The sequence below is a fragment of the Streptomyces sp. TRM68416 genome, from assembly GCF_014596915.1.
Lineage (GTDB): Bacteria > Actinomycetota > Actinomycetes > Streptomycetales > Streptomycetaceae > Streptomyces.
In genome coordinates, this window is sequence record NZ_JACVWU010000028.1 from 70,433 (window position 1) to 88,162 (window position 17,730).

Below are 17,730 nucleotides of genomic sequence, written 5' to 3' on the forward strand. Positions count from 1 at the left end.
CCGGTGCTCAAGGCGACCCTGCGCAGCTTCCTGGCTCACAAGGGACGGCTGCTGCTCTCCGCTCTCGCCGTGATCCTGTCCGTGGCGTTCGTCGCGGGCAGCCTGATCTTCTCGGACACCGTCAGCCGCACCTTCGACCGACTGTTCGCCTCGACGGCCGCCGATGTCACAATCAGCCCCCGGGAGGATCTGGACGAGGCCGTGCCCAGCGGGTACACCGCCACCCTGCCGGCCTCGCTCGCGGAGCGGGTGGCCCGGGTGGACGGGGTCGCGGCCGCCCGCGCCGAGGTCGACGTGGAGACCCTCACCGTCGCCGACGAGGACAACGAGCCCGTGGGCCCGACGACCGGCGCCCCCACGGTCGGCGTGAACTGGAACCCGACCGAGCGCTCCTCCGTCGAGCTGACCTCCGGGCACGCTCCGGAGGGTGCGGGGCAGGTCCTGATCGACTCCGAGACGGCCGACCGCAGGGACGTGGCCATCGGGGACACGCTCAACGTCATCGCCGGGCCCGGCTCGTTCAAGGTCGAGGTCGTCGGCATCGTCACGTTCAAGACCACCAACCCCGGCGCCGCGCTGGTCTTCTTCGACACCCCGACCGCGCAGTCCCGGCTGCTGGGCGACCCCGACGGCGCGACCAGCATCTCCGTCGACGCGGCCGAGGGCGTCAGCGACGCGGAGCTCAAGCGGCGCGTGACCGCGGCGCTGGGCTCGGACACCTACGAGCTCCGGACCGCTGACGAGCAGGCCGAGTCGGACCTCGACGAGCTGGGCGGATTCCTCGACGTCATCAAGTACGTCATGCTCGGCTTCGCGGGCATCGCCACGCTCGTCGGCGTGTTCCTGATCGTCAACACGTTCTCGATGCTGATCGCCCAGCGCACCCGGGAGCTGGGCCTGCTGCGCGCCCTCGGCGCCGACCGCAGGCAGGTCCGCCGCTCGGTCCTCACCGAGGCGCTGCTGCTCGGCCTGGTCGGCTCCACGCTGGGCCTGGCCACGGGCGTCGGGCTCGCCGTCGGGCTCATCAAGCTGATGGGCCTGCTCGGCATGAACATCAGGTCCGCCGACATGGTGATCGGCTGGGCCACCCCCGTCTCGGCCTACGTCGTCGGCGTCGGCGTCACCTTCGTGGCCGCGTATCTGCCCGCCCGGCGCGCGGCCGGTGTCTCGCCGATGGCGGCGCTCGCGGACGCCGAGATCGCCGGAATCGGCCGGCCGCTGCGCACCCGCGCGGTGGCGGGCTCGGTCGTCGGCGCTGCGGGCGCGGCGGCCCTGGTGGGCTGCGCCGTCTCGGACGACACGGCGACGTCCGCCTCCCTGCTGGGACTCGGCGTGGTCCTGACGCTCATCGCGACCGTGATCGCGGGCCCGCTGCTGGTGCGTCCCGTGATCCGGGTCCTGGGTGCGGCCTTCCCGGCGCTGTTCGGCTCGGTCGGCCGGATGAGCCAGCGCAACGCGCTGCGCAACCCCCGGCGGACCGGGGCCACCGCGGCCGCCCTGATGGTCGGGCTGGCGCTGGTCGGCGGGATGTCGGTGGCGAGCGCCTCGATGACGGAGTCCTTCGACAAGCAGATCGACGACACCCTCGGCGCCGACTTCGTCGTGCAGAACACCAACTTCCTGGCCTTCCCCGAGGAGGTCACCGAGCGGGTGCGCGACACCGAGGGCGTGGGGCTGGTCGTGCGCTCGCGGTTCACGCCGATCGCGGCGACCCTCCCGGACGGCGACCGCGTCGAGACGACCGCCGCGGCCTACGACCCCCAGCTCGACGACGTCGCCAACATCACGTACGCGCAAGGCGGCTCGGCCGACGCCCTGGCCGAGGGGCAGATGGCGATGGACCGGGAGTTCGCCGAGGACCACGGGGTCCGGGTGGGCAGCACGATCCCGGTCGAGTTCCAGGGCGGGCGCAAGACCGAACTCACCGTCGGCGCACTGACCGACCAGGAGGGGGCCGACGGCTTCGGCACCCAGGGCGGCATGTACTTCGGCATGGTCACGCTGGAGCAGTACGCGCCGGGCGGCCAGGAGTCCGCGCTGTACGTCAACGCGGCCTCGGGCACCGGCGCCGACGAGCTGCGCGCGAGCCTGGAGCGGACCCTGGACCCGTACCCCCAGGTCCAGGTCCGGGACCTGGCCGACTACAAGGAGCTGGTGCGCAACCAGATCGCCGTGCTGCTGTACCTGGTGTACGCGCTCCTCGGCCTCGCGATCATCATCGCGGTGCTGGGCGTGGTCAACACGCTCGCCCTGTCGGTGGTGGAGCGGACCCGGGAGATCGGGCTGCTGCGGGCCATCGGCCTCTCCCGGGTCCAGCTGCGCCGGATGATCCGGCTGGAGTCGGTGGTGATCGCGGTGTTCGGTGCCGTACTGGGGCTCGGTCTCGGCCTCGTGTGGGGCGTGTGCATCCAGCGGGTCCTGGCACTGCAGGGCATGACGGAGCTGGCGATCCCGTGGGGCACCATCGTCGCGGTGGTGGTCGGCTCGGCGGTGGTGGGCATCGTGGCGGCCCTGCTGCCCGCGCTGCGCGCCTCCCGGATGAACGTGCTGGCGGCCATCGCGCACGAGTGAGGGAGCGGTGTCCACATATCGGAATTCCGGTTGCCGTACGCAGGGCGCGTGATGGGATCACCCCATGATCGATCTGCGCATACGGGCCGCCGGCCCCGAGGACCTCGACGCCGTACTGGCCTTCTGGAAGACGGCCGCCGAGGGGACGAGCATCAGCGACGACCGGGCCGGCGTGGAGCGGCTGGTCGCCCGCGACCCGGAGGCGCTGATCCTGGCCACCGGGGTCCCCCCGGTCGAGCGCGGCCGGGAGCGGGGCAGCGACGGAGAGCTGGTCGGCACGGTGATCGCGGGCTTCGACGGCTGGCGCTGCCACCTCTACCGGCTAGCGGTCCACCCCGACCATCGCCGCCAGGGCATCGGCTCGGCCCTGCTCGCCGCGGCCGAGGAGCGCTTCGTACGGCTCGGCGGGCGGCGCGGGGACGCGATGGTGCTCCAGAGCAACGAGCGCGCGCACCACGCATGGCGCGCGGCGGGCTACGCGCCCGAGGAGCGCTGGCGGCGCTGGGTGAAGCCCCTCACCGAGTGATCCCCTTTGCTCTTCCTTTACCATTGGGGGATCGTTCGGGTCCCTCGATGAAAGGTGTGTGAGCGTCCGCCCATGGGCGAGCCTCCCAGTACGCGACATCGCGCGTTCCTTGCCACCCTGTCCGACCATGGGACGGAGGTGACCCGATGACCGAAGTGCTCCTGCTGCTGGTGGCGATTCTGCTCTCCCTGGCCTGTGGCGCCTTCGTCGCCGCCGAGTTCTCGCTGACCACGGTCGAGCGCGGCGAGCTCGAACAGGCCGTGGAGCGCGGCGAGCGGGGGGCCTCCGGCGCCCTGAAGGCCGTACGGAATCTGACGTTCCAGCTTTCCGGCGCGCAGCTCGGCATCACGGTCACCAACCTGGTGGTCGGCATGCTCGCCGAACCGTCCGTCGCGCGGCTGCTCGCGGGCCCGCTGGAGTCCCTCGGCGCCTCCAGGACCACGGCGAGCTCGGTCGCCCTGGTGATCGGCACCGCCCTGTCCACGGTGGTCCTGATGGTCGTCGGCGAGCTGGTGCCGAAGAACTGGGCGATCTCCTCGCCGCTGGCCGTGGCCAAGCGGGTGGGCAACGCACAGCGGTGGTTCAGCGCCGCCTTCCGCCCCTTCATCACGCATCTGAACAACACGGCCAACCACATCGTGCGCCGCTTCGGCCTGGAACCCGCCGAGGAGCTGGCCTCCGCGCGAGGGCCGCAGGAACTGGCGGCCCTCGCCCGGCACTCCGCCAGGGAGGGCGCGCTGGAGGCGGACACCGCCGAACTGTTCGTACGGACCCTGAACCTCGCGGACCTGACGGCGGAGAACGTGATGACGCCGCGCGTGCAGGTCATCGCCCTGGACGCGCAGGCGACCTGCGAGGACGTGGCGAACGTGACGCGCGCGACCGGGCTGTCCCGGTTCCCGGTCTACCGCGGCACCCTCGACGAGGTGGTGGGCACCGCCCACATCAAGGACGTCCTGGCCGTCCCCGCCGAGCGCCGGTCGCGGGTCTCCGTCTCCGAGATGATGCGCGAGCCGCTGCTCGTCCCGGAGACCCTCACCGTCGACCGGCTGCTGGACCGGCTCTCCGGAAAGCGCACGATGGCCGTCGTGATCGACGAGTACGGCGGCACGGCGGGCGTGGCCACGCTGGAGGACATCGTCGAGGAGGTCGTCGGCGAGGTGCGGGACGAGCACGATCCGCACGAGACGCCCGACCTGGCCCCCGCCGGCCGCGACGACACCGGCCGGACCCTGTACTCGGCCGACGGCTCCGCCCGTATCGACCAGCTCGCGCGCGTGGGGCTCCGGGCGCCGGAGGGGCCGTACGAGACGCTGGCCGGTCTGGTGGCCACCGAGCTCGGCCGCATACCCGAGGTGGGCGACACCGTCCGGGTCGCCGGGTGGCAGCTGGACGTCACGGACGCCTCGGGCCGCCGGGCCGCGCGCGTGCTGATGCACGAGCCCCCGGCCCTCGTGTCCGAGGCCGCCGACGACAAGGAGGAGAAGCTGTGACCGCGATCCAATTGCTGATCGGTCTGGCGACCCTCGTCGTCAACGCCTTCTTCGTGGGCGCCGAGTTCGCGCTTATCTCGGTGCGCCGCAGCCAGATCGAGCCGTACGCCGAGCAGGGCGACCGGCGCGCCAAGAGCGTGCTGTGGGGCCTGCAGCACGTGTCCGCGCTGATGGCCGCGGCCCAGCTCGGCATCACCCTGTGCACGCTGATCCTGGGCATCGTCGCCGAACCGGCGATCGCGCATCTGCTGGAACCGGTGTTCCACGCCGTCGGCGTGCCGTCGGGCGCGGGGCACGCGGTGTCCTTCGTGATCGCGCTGACCCTGGCCACGTATCTGCACATGCTCCTCGGCGAGATGGTGCCCAAGAACATCGCGCTCGCCGAGCCGGTGCGCAGCGCGCTGCTGCTCGGCCCGCCGCTGGTCGCGCTCTCCCGGGGCCTGCGCCCGGTGATCTTCACCATCAACGCGTTCGCGAACACGCTGCTGAAGCTGATGCGCGTGGAGACCAAGGACGAGGTCACCGCCACCTTCTCGGACGCCGAGCTGGCACGGCTCGTACGGGACTCCGGGGAGGCGGGCCTGATCGACGAGCGGGCCCGCGAGCGGCTGCACGACGCGCTGGAGCTGGGACGCAGGCCCGTGCGCGACGTGGTGCTCCCGCTGGAACGCGTCGTCTACGCGCGCGTGGGCGTCACTCCGGAGCAGTTGGAGGGCCTGGCGGCCGAGTCCGGGTTCTCCCGCTTCCCGGTGGTGGACGAGGGGCGCCGCATCGTCGGCTACCTCCATGTGAAGGACGCCCTGGACGCCTCCCCGAAGGACCTGCCGTTCCGGGTGCCGGACATGCGGCCCATCGCACGCGTGCGGGAGAGCACGCCGCTGGACGACGTACTCACCGCCATGCGCGGCAGCCGCACGCACCTGGCGGCCGTGCTCGGGGGCGACGGGCGGCTGTCCGGGCTGGTGACGATGGAGGACGTGCTGCGGGAGCTGTTCGGGCGACGGGTTTGACGGGAGCTGGTCCTCGGGGCGACGGGTCGGCGGGACGGGGCGGGGTGGTTCCCTGGAGACCGGCCGGCGGGACGGCGTGGGGTGGTTCCCGGGTGACCGGCCGGCGCGTGGGCCACAGGTTCGCGCCTGGGTAACCGGCCGGCGGGGTGCGCGAGGCCGTTCCCGGGTGACCGGCCGGCGCGTGGGACGCAGGCCGGCGGCTGGGCAACCGGTCGGCGCCGGTGGCGCGGGCTGGCTCCCGAGGCGACCGACCGGCGGGTATGCGCCTCGGGATACCATGTGCTCCGCCATGCACACGAACCCCTCACACACCAGCCTGGTCGCCGTCGGCGACTCCTTCACCGAAGGCATGTCGGACCTGCTCCCGGACGGTTCCTACCGGGGCTGGGCCGATGTTCTCGCCGGGCGGATGGCCGCCCGTACGCCCGGTTTCCGGTACGCCAACCTCGCGGTGCGCGGGAAGCTGATCGGCCAGATCGTCGAGGAGCAGATCGAGGTGGCGGCGGCCATGCAGGCCGACGTGGTCACCCTCGTCGGCGGTCTCAACGACACCCTGCGGCCCAAGTGCGACATGGGCCGGGTGCGCCGGCTGCTGGAGGAGGCCGTGGAACGGCTGGCCCCCGCGTGCAAGCAGCTCGTGCTGATGCGCAGCCCCGGCCGCCAGGGCCCCGTGCTGGAGCGGTTCCGGCCGCGCATGGAGGAACTGTTCGCCTGCGTCGACGAGCTGGCCGCGCGGCACGGCGCGCTGGTCGTCGACCTGTACGGCGCCCCCTCGCTCGCCGACCCGCGCATGTGGGACGTCGACCGGCTGCACCTGACCCCCGAGGGCCACCGCCGGGTCGCCGAGGCGGTGTGGCAGACCCTCGGCTACGAGCCCGAGGACCCCGAGTGGCGCACACCGCTGCCGGCCTCCCCGCCGCCGGGCTGGGTCGCGCGGCGGGTCGCGGACGCCCGGTTCGCCCGGCAGCACCTGCTGCCCTGGATCGGCCGCCGCCTGACCGGCCGCTCCTCGGGCGACGGCCTCCCGGCGAAGCGGCCGGACCTCCTGCCGTACGAGCCCCAGTGACCTGCGCCCCGTAGGGCCGGCGGCCTCCGTACGAGCCCCCGTGACCTGCGTCTCGTAGGTTCCGCCGAACACACCCATGGCACTGGCCTGCACAAACCGCCAGTAGAATCTGGACACGTGACTTCAGCGCCCGCCAAGCCCCGCATCCCGAACGTCCTCGCCGGACGCTACGCCTCCACCGAGCTCGCCACGCTCTGGTCGCCCGAGCAGAAGGTGAAGCTGGAGCGTCAGCTCTGGCTCGCCGTGCTGCGGGCCCAGAAGGACCTCGGGATCGAGGTGCCGGACGAGGCGCTCGCCGACTACGAGCGTGTCCTCGACACCGTCGACCTGGTCTCCATCGCCGAGCGCGAGAAGGTCACGCGGCACGACGTGAAGGCGCGGATCGAGGAGTTCAACGACCTCGCCGGGCACGAGCACGTGCACAAGGGCATGACCTCCCGTGACCTGACCGAGAACGTCGAGCAGCTCCAGATCCGGCTCTCCCTGGAGCTGATGCGCGACCGTACGGTGGCCGTGCTGGCGCGGCTGGGCAAGCTGGCCGGTGAGTACGGCGAGCTGGTCATGGCCGGCCGCTCCCACAACGTGGCCGCGCAGGCCACCACCCTGGGCAAGCGCTTCGCGACCGCGACCGACGAGCTGCTGGTGGCGTACGGCCGGGTCGAGGAGCTGCTCGGCCGCTACCCGCTGCGCGGCATCAAGGGCCCGGTCGGCACCGCGCAGGACATGCTGGACCTGCTGGGCGGGGACGCCTCGAAGCTGGCGGACCTGGAGCACCGGATCGCGGCGCACCTCGGCTTCTCGAAGGCCTTCACCTCGGTCGGCCAGGTCTACCCGCGCTCCCTGGACTACGAGGTGGTCACCGCGCTGGTGCAGCTGGCGGCGGCTCCGTCCTCGCTGGCGAAGACGATCCGGCTGATGGCCGGGCACGAGCTGGTGACCGAGGGCTTCAAGCCGGGCCAGGTCGGCTCCTCCGCGATGCCGCACAAGATGAACACCCGCTCCTGCGAGCGCGTCAACGGCCTGATGGTCATCCTGCGCGGCTACGCGTCGATGACCGGCGAGCTGGCGGGCGACCAGTGGAACGAGGGCGACGTGTCCTGCTCGGTGGTGCGCCGGGTCGCGCTGCCGGACGCGTTCTTCGCGCTGGACGGTCTGCTGGAGACGTTCCTGACGGTCCTCGACGAGTTCGGTGCCTTCCCGGCGGTCGTCGCCCGGGAGCTGGACCGCTACCTGCCGTTCCTCGCCACCACCAAGGTGCTGATGGGCGCCGTGCGCGCGGGCGTGGGCCGTGAGGTCGCGCACGAGGCGATCAAGGAGAACGCCGTCGCCTCCGCCCTCGCCATGCGCGAGCAGGGTGCCGAGCGCAACGAGCTGCTCGACAAGCTGGCCGCCGACGAGCGCATTCCGCTCGACCGGACCCAGCTGGACGCGCTGATGGCCGACAAGCTGTCCTTCACCGGCGCCGCCGCCGACCAGGTGGCCGCCGTCGTCGGTCGCGTCGAGGAGATCGTCAAGCAGCACCCGGCGGCCGCGGGCTACACGCCCGGGGCGATCCTCTGACTCACCGCACCCCATGGCGCGTTTCACTCCCGAGGAGTTGGAGGCCGCCCGCGACCGTCTGGTACCGGACGTGGTCGCGGACGGCCTCCGCGTGCTGTTCTGCGGCATCAACCCCGGTCTGATGACCGCCGCCACCGGCCACCACTTCGCCCGCCCGGGCAACCGCTTCTGGCCGGTGCTGCACCTCTCCGGATTCACACCGCGCCTGCTGAAGCCGTCGGAGCAGCAGGAGCTGCTGTCCTACGGGCTCGGCATCACGAACGTCGTGGCGCGGGCGACCGCCCGGGCCGACGAGCTGAGCGCCGAGGAGTACCGCGAGGGCGGGCGGCTGCTGGCCACGAAGGTGGCCCGGCTGCGGCCGCGCTGGCTGGCCGTGGTCGGGGTGACCGCGTACCGGGTGGCCTTCGACGACCGGAAGGCCCAGGTGGGTCCGCAGGAGCGGCTGATCGGGGACACGCGCGTGTGGGTCCTGCCGAACCCGAGCGGCCTGAACGCGCACTGGACGGCGGCGACGATGGCGGAGGAGTTCGGGCGGCTGCGGGTGGCGGCGGAGGCGTAGGTTCACGGCGGGTCCGTCGTCGTGACGACCGCGAAGACCTGGGGCAAGGGCTCGGTGTCCCCGTCGAGGACCGTCATGGTGACCCAGCGACCGGTGTCGGGGTCTTTCCAGGTGAGCAGTTCGGTCGCCAGGGCGCTGAGCATGGCCCAGGGCTCGGGTATCGGCTCACCGCGTGCGCTGCGCTCGACGAGCGTCACGGTGCCCCACCGCGACGGCTCTCCCCACCGCGCGGTCAACCGCTCGGCGATGGCTGCCTCGTAGGCATAGCAGTCGTCCGGACTCGGCCATTGACGCAGCCCTAACACGGCTTGGTGGTAGGGGCCTCCGCCCGTGTCCTCGTCCGTCCGGCCGTGCTGCAAGGGGTGGTCCCGTGCGCACAGCCGGTCGATCAGGGCCAGGTCGCTCGCGATGTCCATGTGATCCAGTAAACCGGCCGCCACTGACAATTGGCGGAGCGTCAGGCGGGCGTCGGGCGGCCGGCGGGCTCAGGCGTCCCGGTGCCGTACGCTCCACGCGCCGGCGGCGAGGGCGGCCGCGGCCCACAGGGCCGTCACCGCGAGCCCGGTCCAGGGCCCGAGGGTGCCGTCGTAGGTTTCGTACAGGACGATCTGTCCGGCCTTGTCGGGCAGGAAGTCGGCGACGGTTCCGGCCGCGTCGCCGATCACGAACGACACCACGAGGACGAGCGGGATCAGGACGGACAGGGCGCCGACGCCACTGCGCAGCAGGGCGGTCAGACCCGCCGCGAACAGGGCCATCAGCATGAGGTAGACCCCGCTGCCCAGGACACCGCGCGTCTGCTCGCCCGCGCTGAGCCCGCTCGCCGCGTCGCCGAGCCCCGCGCGCGCCGCGGCCAGGGCGGCGAGGCCGGTCGCCAGTCCCACGACGAGGGCCGGTACGGCAATCGCGGTCGCCTTGGCCGCGAACCACGGTCCGCGTCTCGGGACCGCGGCGAGCGACAGCCGCAGCGCACCCCCGTGGTACTCCGCCGACATGGCCATGGCTCCGAAGGTGATGGCCGCGATCTGGCCCGGCAGGACCCCGGACAGGGCGGTGAACAGGGCGTCGAAATCCGGGTCGGAGGTGTCGGAGACGCCGGCCACCGCGGAGAACAGGGTGGAGGCGGCGAGCAGCGCGAGCAGGGCGCCCGGGAGCGAACGGAGGGTGCGGATCTTGAGCCACTCCGCGTGGAGCGCGGGTACGAACGTCATGGTCAGGCCTCCTGGGGCTGTGCGGCGAACTCTGTCTCGGCGGCCGTCAGATCGAGGTAGGCCTGTTCCAAAGTGGCCTCCTCGGCGGCGAGTTCGAGGAGGGGCACTCCCGCTTCCGCGGCGAGGCGGCCGATGTCGTGCACGTGCGCGTGGCACACGGTCCAGTGCCCGTCCTCGTGCGGGACGGCGTCGTGGCCGTGCCGCGCGAGGGCCGCGACGAGGGCGGAGTCGTCCGTCGTACGGATCCGGACGCGCGGCTGTACGCGCGCGTGGATGAACTCCCGCATCGGGGTGTCGGCCAGCAGGCGTCCCCGGCCGAGGACCACCAGGTGGTCGGCGAAGGAGGCGGTCTCGTTCATCAGGTGGCTGGAGACGAGGACCGTGCGCCCCTCCCCCGCGAGCCGGCGCAGCAACTGGCGGATCCAGATGATGCCTTCGGGGTCGAGGCCGTTGGACGGCTCGTCGAGGATGACCACCTCGGGGTCGCCGAGGAGCGCGGCGGCGATGCCCAGGCGCTGGCGCATGCCCAGGGAGTACGTCTTCACCCGGCGGCGCCCCACGGACGCCAGTCCCGTCTCCTCCAGCACCGTCTCGACGCGGTGGGCCGGGATGCGGTTGCTCGCGGCCAGGACGCGCAGATGGTCGCGTCCGGTGCGGGAGCCGTGGGCGGCCTGGGGGTCGAGCAACGCGCCGACCCGGCGCAGGGGTTCGGGGAGCGTCGCGTAGGCGTGGCCGCCGATCGTGGCGGTTCCGGAGGTGGGCCGGTCGAGGCCGAGCACGAGCCGCATGGTGGTCGACTTCCCGGCGCCGTTGGGGCCGAGGAAGCCCGTGACGCGGCCGGGCTCGACCTGGAAGGTGAGGTGGTCCACGGCCCGGCGGGTGCCGTACTCCTTGGTGAGGTCCTGGACGTTGATGCTGGTCATGACAGTAGCGTGGCGCCCGGCCGCGGGGCGGGGCCTCCCCCGCCGGTGGAGATCGTCTCCCCCGCGCGGGGGAGGTCCGCTGTCAGTGGCGGCTGCCAGGATGGCGGAATGGTCCGCTTGCTGCGCCCGTTCGGCCGGGCGGTGACGTACACACGACTGCTGCATCTGTTCATCGCCGTCGTGTGGCCGTCCATGTGGCTGTTCATCGAGGAGGCGTGGTGGACCTGGGCGGTGGCGGCCGCGGTGCTCGCTCCCGTCGGCCTCGTGCCCGCGATGCGCACCGTGGAGGGACTGCAGGCCAGGCTGCTGCTGACCGGGCACCGGCACGACAGCGAGAGCGCCGGTGTCGTCGTCGCGCCGTCCGCGTCCTGGGGCGACCGGGGGCGGGTCGTGGTGTGGCTGGAGGCGCGGCTGCTGCTCGGCTGTGCGGCCTCGGTGCTCACTGTCCAACTGCTGCTCGCCACGGTGGATCTGGCGTCGGCGGCGTTCGGGCGCGAGGCCGGGGCGGGTCTGGTTCCCCTCGACGGCCGCCAGTGGTGGCACGCTCTGTTCGCTCCCCTTACGCTGGCCGCCGCGGCGGTGACCGTGGTGGCCGCGGGCCGTCTTGTCACCGCCCTCGCGCTGCGGCTGCTCGGCCCCTCCCCCGCCGAGCGCCTCGCCGCTCTGGAGGAGCGCACCGAGCAGTTGCTGGAGCGCACCCGCATCGCCCGCGAGCTGCACGACTCGATCGGCCATGCGCTGACCGTCGCCGTGGTGCAGGCGGGCGCCGCGCGGGCGGCGGGCGATCCGGCGTTCACGGACCGGGCCCTGGCCGCCATCGAGGACACCGGCCGGGCGGCGCTGGAGGACCTGGAGCGGGTACTCGGCATCCTGCGGGAGTCCGACCGGCCGGTGAGCAGCAGACCGACGCTCGTCGACGCCGACCGGCTGCTGGACTCCGCCCGTGCTTCCGGGGCGAAGCTCGACTCGGAGGTGTCGGGCCCGCTGGAGACCGTGCCGGGGGCCGTCTCCCGCGAGGGCTACCGCATCCTCCAGGAGTCGCTGACGAACGTGCTGCGGCATGCCGGGGCCATGCCCGTCCGGGTGCGCATCGACGTCACGGAGGGCGCCTTGGCGCTGGAGGTCCGCAACGCCATGACGGGGGCGATACCCGGGCCCGGCTCGGGCAGCGGCCTGCGCGGCATACGTGAGCGCGCGGCACTGCTGGGCGGGCGGGCGCGGACCGGCCCCGACGAGGGCGACTGGCAGGTGCATGTGGAGCTGCCGCTGAGTTGATCTACGCTGGTCGGATGCCGGTCACCGTCCTCCTCGTCGACGACGAGCCCCTCGTACGCGCGGGGCTGCGGGCCGTACTGGAGGCCCAGCCCGACATCGAGGTCGTCGGAGAGGCCGCCGACGGGGCCGCGGTGATCCCGCTGGTGCGGCAACTGCGGCCGGACGTGGTCGCCATGGACGTCCGCATGCCGCTGCTGGACGGGATCGAGGCCACGCGCGCGGTGCTGCGGACGGTGACCGAGCCGCCGAAGATCCTCGTGGTGACGACGTTCGAGAACGACGAGTACGTGTACGAGGCGCTGCGCGCCGGTGCGGACGGGTTTCTGCTCAAGCGGGCCCGGCCCGCCGAGATCGTGCACGCGGTCCGGCTGGTCGCCGAGGGCGAGTCACTGCTGTTTCCGACCTCGGTGCGGCAGCTCGCCGACCGGTACGGCGACGGCGGCGGGAACCGTGCGGCCCGTGCCGCGATGGAGCGGGCCCAGTTGACCGAACGGGAGGGCGAGGTGCTGCGCCTGATGGCGCGCGGGCTGTCCAACGCGGAGATCGCGGCGCGGCTGGTCGTCGGGACGGAGACGGTGAAGTCGCATGTCAGCGCCGTGCTGGCGAAGCTGGGGGCGCGGGACCGGACGCAGGCGGTGATCGCGGCGTACGAGTCGGGGTTCGTGGCGCCGGGCTGAGCGGCGGCGGGAACGGCTCGTCCGAACCGGGCGGTGGCTCCGGGACGGCCCGGCGCTCGCAGGGGTCCGCCGGGGCGAGTACGATCCGGCCAACACGCGCACGAGCTGGGAGGACGGACGGTGGGTCGGCTGACCGGCGGGGATCCCTCGCTGCTGCGAAGGATCAACTCCGCTGTGGTGCTGCACGCGCTGCGAGCCACGGACTGCGCGACGCTCACCGAGATCACCCGGGTGACCGGACTGTCACGGCCGACCGTCGAGGGCGTCGTCGAGGGGCTCATCGAGGCGGGGTACGTCGTCGAGCAGGCCGCCGACGAGGGCGGTGTGCGGCGCCAGGGGCGGCCCGCGCGGCGGTTCCGGTTCCGGGCCGAGGCCGGGCATCTGCTGGGCCTGGAGATCGGGCCGCACCGCGTCGCCGCGCTGCTGTCCGACCTGGACGGGCGGGTGCTCGGCTCGATCGCCAAGGACGTCGAGGAGACGGCCACGGCCGACGAGCGCCTGGAGCGGCTGCGCACCGCGGTCGCCGAGCTGCTGCGCCGGGCCGGCGTCTCGCGCGGCTCGCTGCGGGCCGTGGGCGCCGCCACGCCCGGGATCGTGGAGGCGGACGGAACCGTGCGGCTGGGCACGGCGCTGCCGGAGTGGACGGGGCTCAGGCTGGGCGAGCGGCTGAGCCGTTCCTTCAAGTGCCCGGTGCTGGTCGAGAACGACGCCAACGCCGCCGCGGTCGCCGAGCACTGGAAGGGCGCCGCCACCGAGTCCGACGACATGGTGTTCGTCCTGGCCGGGCTGAGCCCGGGCGCCGGTTCGCTGATCGGCGGGCGGCTGCACCGGGGGTACGGCGGGGCGGCCGGGGAGATCGGCGCGCTGCATCTGCTGGGCCGCGAGGTCACCCCGGAGACCTTGCTGTCCACCACCGACGAGCCGCTGCACCCGCTCGACGAGCAGGCGGTCGCCAAGGTGTTCGCCAAGGCCCGCGAGGGCGACCGGCAGTCCCTCGCGGCCGTCGACCGGTTCATCCAGCGGCTCGTGCACGACGTGGCGGCGCTGGTCCTCGCCCTCGACCCCGAACTCGTCGTCATCGGCGGCTGGGCGGCGGGCCTGGACGGTGTACTGGAGCCGCTGCGGCTCGAGTTGGCGCGCTACTGCCTGCGGCCGCCCCGGGTCACGCTGTCGCTGCTCGGCGAGGCGGCCGTGGCCACGGGGGCGCTGCGGCTGGCGCTGGACCATGTGGAGGAGCAGTTGTTCGCGGTGGAGGGCACGGTGACAGCGCGCCGCTGAACCGGATGGGCCCTGGCGGGGCCGTGCGGGCGACGGCGGGTGCGGGACACCTCGCACCACTCGCGCCCCCGGCCGGGCCCCGGGACGCGCGGCAGGCGCGCAGGCACGGGACGCCCGGTACGCACGCGTCGCCGCAGGAACGGGACGGGCGCAGGCACCCCCGCGGGACGCAGTTGCGGATGCGCGTGCAGGACAGCAGCCACGGGACGCGCCGCCGCAGGAGCCCGGGACACCCGCCAACAGGACGGACACGGGCACCCCGCGGAACGCAGTTGCGATGCGCATGCAGGACACCCGCCCCGGGACGCGCCGCCGCAGGAGCCCGGGACACCCGCCAACAGGACGGACACGGGCACCCCGCGGAACGCAGTTGCGATGCGCATGCAGGACAGCCGCCCCGGGACGCGCCGCGCCGCCATAGGAACCCGGGACACGCGCAGGTACGCGGGACACCCGCCACCGCGCGCTCCGGCAGGCCCCGGCCGCAGTGCGCGTGCACGCGCGGGACGACCGGGACGGGTTGCGGCGGCGGGTCCCGGGGACCGTACGGGTGCGGTCCCGGGGGGACCGTACGGGTGCGGGGCGTCTGGCACGGCGGCGGGTGCGGGAAGTGGCCGTAGCGCGCCCCGGCGGAGTTCCGGGGCGCGGGTGGGGGTCAGGAGGCCTGGCGGGCGGGGTTCTCGTGGATTTCCACGCCGCCGGAGTCGCCGAAGGTGAGTCGGCAGGTGTCGGCGCGGTAGGTGGCGACGGAGAGGGCCGCGGTGCGCCCCTCGGCGAAGAAGCGTGTGGTGACGACGAGGACCGGGGCGCCCGGAAGGCGGTCCAGTTGCTTGGCGTCGTCCGCGCGCGCCGAGCCGAGTTCGACGGCGCTCTCCTGGCTCTCCAGCCGGAGCCGGTGCAGCTCGCGCAGCACCGCACGCGCGCGTGCCGTGCCGGACGGCGCGTCGATGGCGGAGAGGTCGGGCACCGAGGAGGACGGGACGTAGAGCAGTTCGGCGGCGACGGGCTGACCGTGTGTCGTGCGGGAGCGGCGGACCAGGTGCACCGGCTCGTCGGCCGCCGTCTCCAGGGCGGCGGCGACGGACGCGGGCGGGACCTCCAGCGTGCTGTCGGCGGGCTGCCAGGTGTCCCCGGCCGCACCCGGCCACACGTGCTGCTCGGCGCCGACCGCGACCCCCACGCGCGGCGGCGCCACCGTCGTACCGACGCCCCGGCGGCGCTGGAGACGGCCTTCCAGTTCGAGCTGTTCCAGGGCCTGGCGGAGCGTGGCGCGGGCCACCCCGAAGCGGGCGGCCAGGTCTCGTTCGTTGGGCAGGATCTCGCCCACCGAGAACTCGGAGTCCAGCGCCTCGCTGAGCACGGTCTTGAGGTGCCAGTACTTCGGTTCCGGCACCGATTCCAGTTGCGTGGTCCCCACCCTGTCCTCCGCAATCGCCGTGTTCCGGCGGCGTTTTAGCGCCCTTGTTTATTAAAGGTTGTTGCACTTCTCTGCGACCATAGGACGGCCCCCACCCTTGGTCAAGACCAATCCTCGAAGCCCGGCGCGCCCCGTGCGGGCTGTGCCGCGAAGCGTTCATGGGGCGTTCGTACAGGGGGACCTTCGTGACATCACGGCAAAGCCCCCGTCGCGATTTCCGGAACGGGGGCTTGTCGGGGCAAGCGTCGCTAGGCGGCCAGGGAGCGCAGCTTGTCGGGGTTGCGGATGACGTAGACGGACTGGACGAGCCCGTCCAGGACTTCCAACTGGAAGACGCTGTCGGGCCGGTCGCCGGCCATGACCAGCAGCGCGGGTCCGCCGTTGAGCTCCAGGAAGCGGAAGGAGGCGTCCGGCACGTCGCCCTTGGCCGCGACTCCGACGAGGAAGCGGCCCACCTTGTCGGCGGTCTCCACGACCCGCAGGGGCGCCTTGGCCTTGCCGCCGCTGTCGCCGACGAGACGCACGTCCGGGGCGAGCATCGCCATCAGCCCTTCGAGGTCGCCCCCCGCGGCGGCGGCGAGGAACCGCTCGGTCAGATCACGGCGCTCGACGGGGTCGACGTCGTAGCGGGGCCGCCGTTCGTCGACGTGGCGGCGGGCACGTCCGGCCAGTTGGCGGACCGCCGCCTCACCGCGGTCGAGCATGGCGGCGATGTCGGCGTAGGGGTAGCCGAAGGCCTCCCTGAGCACGAACACCGCGCGCTCCAGCGGCGACAGCGATTCGAGTACGACGAGGACGGCGAGGGAGACGGAGTCGGCGAGCACCGCCTGTTCGGCGGTGTCCGGGACGGTGTCGCCGAAGTCGGTGGCGTACGGCTCGGGCAGCCAGGGGCCGACGTACGCCTCGTTGCGCGCCTTGACCTGGCGCAGCCGGTCGATGGCCAGCCGGGTGGTGATGCGCACCAGATAGGCGCGCGGCTCCCGGACCTCGCTGCGGTCGGCGCCGGTCCAGCGCAGCCAGGCATCCTGGACCACGTCCTCCGCGTCGGCCACCCGCCCCAGCATGCGGTAGGCGACGCCCAGGAGGACGGGCCGGTGCTCTTCGAAGACATCGGTCACGGTGTGGGTGGTCACCACCCCATCCCAGCCGAAGCCTCCAGGTGTGTCCAGGCCAAAGGTCTACCCGCCAGTAGCAATTGCTGACAAGCTGTCTACGGCGTCCGCCGACGAGCCCAGACGAGGAGCACTCATGTCCGACACCGTCTCCTTCAAGGTCCCTTCCGCCCAGGGCCCCCAGCCCGTGTCGCTCTCCTACGCGCGCGTGGGCGTCGGCGAGCCCCTGCTCCTGCTGCACGGCATAGGCCACCACCGGCAGGCCTGGGACCCGGTGGTGGACATCCTGGCCACCGAACGCGACGTGATCGCCGTGGACCTGCCCGGCTTCGGCGCCTCGCCCTCCCTGCCCGACGGACTCCCCCACGACCTGCCCACGATGACCACCGCGCTCGGTGCCCTGTGCGAGGCGCTGGGCCTGGACCGGCCGCACGTCGCCGGCAACTCGCTGGGCGGACTGCTCGCCCTGGAGCTGGCCCGCGAGAACCTGGTGCGCTCGGTGACGGCCCTGTCCCCCGCCGGATTCTGGAGCCAGGCCGAACGCCGTTACGCCTTCGGCGTCCTGCTCGCGATGCGGCGGATCGCGCAGGGCATGCCGGTGCCGCTGGTCGAGCGGCTGTCCCGCTCGGCGGCCGGGCGCACGGCCCTGACCAGCACCATCTACGCCCGGCCGGGTCGGCGTTCACCCGAGGCCGTGGTCGCCGAGACGCTCGCCCTGGCGAACGCGACCGGCTTCACCGAGACCCTCCGGGCCGGCACCACCGTCCGCTTCGCCGACGACATCTCCGGGATTCCGGTGACCGTCGCCTGGGGCAGCAAGGACCGGCTGCTGGTACGCCGCCAAGGCGTCCGCGCCAAGCAGATCATCCCCCGCGCGCGGCTGGTGCGGCTGCCCGGCTGCGGTCACGTCCCGATGAACGACGACCCCGCGCTGGTCGCGCGCGTTCTCCTCGACGGCAGCCGCTGACCGGCGCCGCGCCACGCTCAACGCGCCCGATCCCAGGGCGACTCCGGCGCCGACCAGGGCGCTGCCCGCGGCCTGCGCGGCACCG

The 17,730-nt window shown here is 73.2% G+C and carries 16 protein-coding genes; 11 read left to right on the forward strand and 5 right to left on the reverse strand.

The features are described 5' to 3' along the window. Positions 1-3 precede the first annotated feature (3 nt). From ICC28_RS33875 to mug, 7 genes are all read left to right on the forward strand, one after another. Positions 4-2,571 (forward strand): ABC transporter permease, encoded by a 2,568-nt coding sequence (locus ICC28_RS33875; RefSeq protein WP_188292633.1) that lies wholly within the window; start codon positions 4-6, stop codon positions 2,569-2,571. Positions 2,572-2,635: 64 nt separating this feature from the next. Next, complete coding sequence (locus ICC28_RS33880; protein ID WP_188292634.1) at positions 2,636-3,097, forward strand: GNAT family N-acetyltransferase; 462 nt, start codon at positions 2,636-2,638, stop codon at positions 3,095-3,097. Positions 3,098-3,243: 146 nt separating this feature from the next. Next, positions 3,244-4,590 (forward strand): hemolysin family protein, encoded by a 1,347-nt coding sequence (locus tag ICC28_RS33885; RefSeq protein WP_188292635.1) that lies wholly within the window; start codon positions 3,244-3,246, stop codon positions 4,588-4,590. Beyond that, positions 4,587-5,600: a hemolysin family protein gene (locus tag ICC28_RS33890; RefSeq protein ID WP_188292636.1), complete on the forward strand. Its 1,014-nt coding sequence runs from the start codon at positions 4,587-4,589 to the stop codon at positions 5,598-5,600. The genes ICC28_RS33885 and ICC28_RS33890 overlap by 4 nt, the downstream gene beginning before the upstream one ends. A 289-nt stretch (positions 5,601-5,889) precedes the next feature. Then, positions 5,890-6,666, forward strand: coding sequence for an SGNH/GDSL hydrolase family protein (locus ICC28_RS33895; RefSeq protein WP_188292637.1), 777 nt, complete (start codon positions 5,890-5,892; stop codon positions 6,664-6,666). Between the two features lie 117 nt (positions 6,667-6,783). After that, on the forward strand, positions 6,784-8,226 hold the full coding sequence (gene purB, locus ICC28_RS33900; protein ID WP_188292638.1) for an adenylosuccinate lyase: 1,443 nt from the start codon (positions 6,784-6,786) through the stop codon (positions 8,224-8,226). 13 nt (positions 8,227-8,239) lie between these two features. Beyond that, on the forward strand, positions 8,240-8,785 hold the full coding sequence (mug, locus tag ICC28_RS33905) for a G/U mismatch-specific DNA glycosylase (RefSeq protein ID WP_188292639.1): 546 nt from the start codon (positions 8,240-8,242) through the stop codon (positions 8,783-8,785). A 2-nt stretch (positions 8,786-8,787) separates the two neighbouring features. On the opposite strand, the gene ICC28_RS33910 is transcribed toward mug, so the two are convergent. The 3 genes from ICC28_RS33910 to ICC28_RS33920 all read right to left on the reverse strand — a co-directional run bounded on the left by ICC28_RS33910 (position 8,788) and on the right by ICC28_RS33920 (position 10,919). Beyond that, positions 8,788-9,201 carry a hypothetical protein gene (locus tag ICC28_RS33910; RefSeq protein ID WP_188292640.1) on the reverse strand — a complete coding sequence of 138 codons (414 nt, stop codon included), beginning with the start codon at positions 9,199-9,201 and terminating at the stop codon, positions 8,788-8,790. 69 nt (positions 9,202-9,270) lie between these two features. Further along, positions 9,271-9,996, reverse strand: a complete 726-nt coding sequence (locus ICC28_RS33915) for an ABC transporter permease (RefSeq protein ID WP_188292641.1) — start codon at positions 9,994-9,996, stop codon at positions 9,271-9,273. Positions 9,997-9,998: 2 nt separating this feature from the next. Beyond that, complete coding sequence (locus ICC28_RS33920; protein ID WP_188292642.1) at positions 9,999-10,919, reverse strand: ABC transporter ATP-binding protein; 921 nt, start codon at positions 10,917-10,919, stop codon at positions 9,999-10,001. A 108-nt stretch (positions 10,920-11,027) separates the two neighbouring features. Here ICC28_RS33920 and ICC28_RS33925 point away from each other — a divergent pair, with 108 nt between their 5' ends. The 3 genes from ICC28_RS33925 (at position 11,028) to ICC28_RS33935 (ending at position 14,149) form a co-directional block, all read left to right on the forward strand. After that, entirely contained in the window at positions 11,028-12,194 is a 1,167-nt protein-coding gene (locus tag ICC28_RS33925) for a sensor histidine kinase (protein WP_188292643.1), read from the forward strand. Between the two features lie 14 nt (positions 12,195-12,208). After that, entirely contained in the window at positions 12,209-12,871 is a 663-nt protein-coding gene (locus tag ICC28_RS33930; RefSeq protein WP_188292644.1) for a response regulator transcription factor, read from the forward strand. Between the two features lie 120 nt (positions 12,872-12,991). Then, positions 12,992-14,149: an ROK family transcriptional regulator gene (locus ICC28_RS33935; RefSeq protein WP_188292645.1), complete on the forward strand. Its 1,158-nt coding sequence runs from the start codon at positions 12,992-12,994 to the stop codon at positions 14,147-14,149. A 655-nt stretch (positions 14,150-14,804) separates the two neighbouring features. On the opposite strand, the gene ICC28_RS33940 is transcribed toward ICC28_RS33935, so the two are convergent. Together ICC28_RS33940 and ICC28_RS33945 are read right to left on the reverse strand one after the other, a co-directional pair. Next, entirely contained in the window at positions 14,805-15,566 is a 762-nt protein-coding gene (locus ICC28_RS33940) for a GntR family transcriptional regulator (protein ID WP_188292646.1), read from the reverse strand. A 248-nt stretch (positions 15,567-15,814) separates the two neighbouring features. Then, positions 15,815-16,699: an RNA polymerase sigma-70 factor gene (locus ICC28_RS33945; RefSeq protein ID WP_188292647.1), complete on the reverse strand. Its 885-nt coding sequence runs from the start codon at positions 16,697-16,699 to the stop codon at positions 15,815-15,817. 115 nt (positions 16,700-16,814) lie between these two features. Between ICC28_RS33945 and ICC28_RS33950 the strand changes: the two genes are divergently transcribed. After that, positions 16,815-17,645: an alpha/beta fold hydrolase gene (locus ICC28_RS33950; protein ID WP_188292648.1), complete on the forward strand. Its 831-nt coding sequence runs from the start codon at positions 16,815-16,817 to the stop codon at positions 17,643-17,645. Positions 17,646-17,730 lie beyond the last annotated feature (85 nt).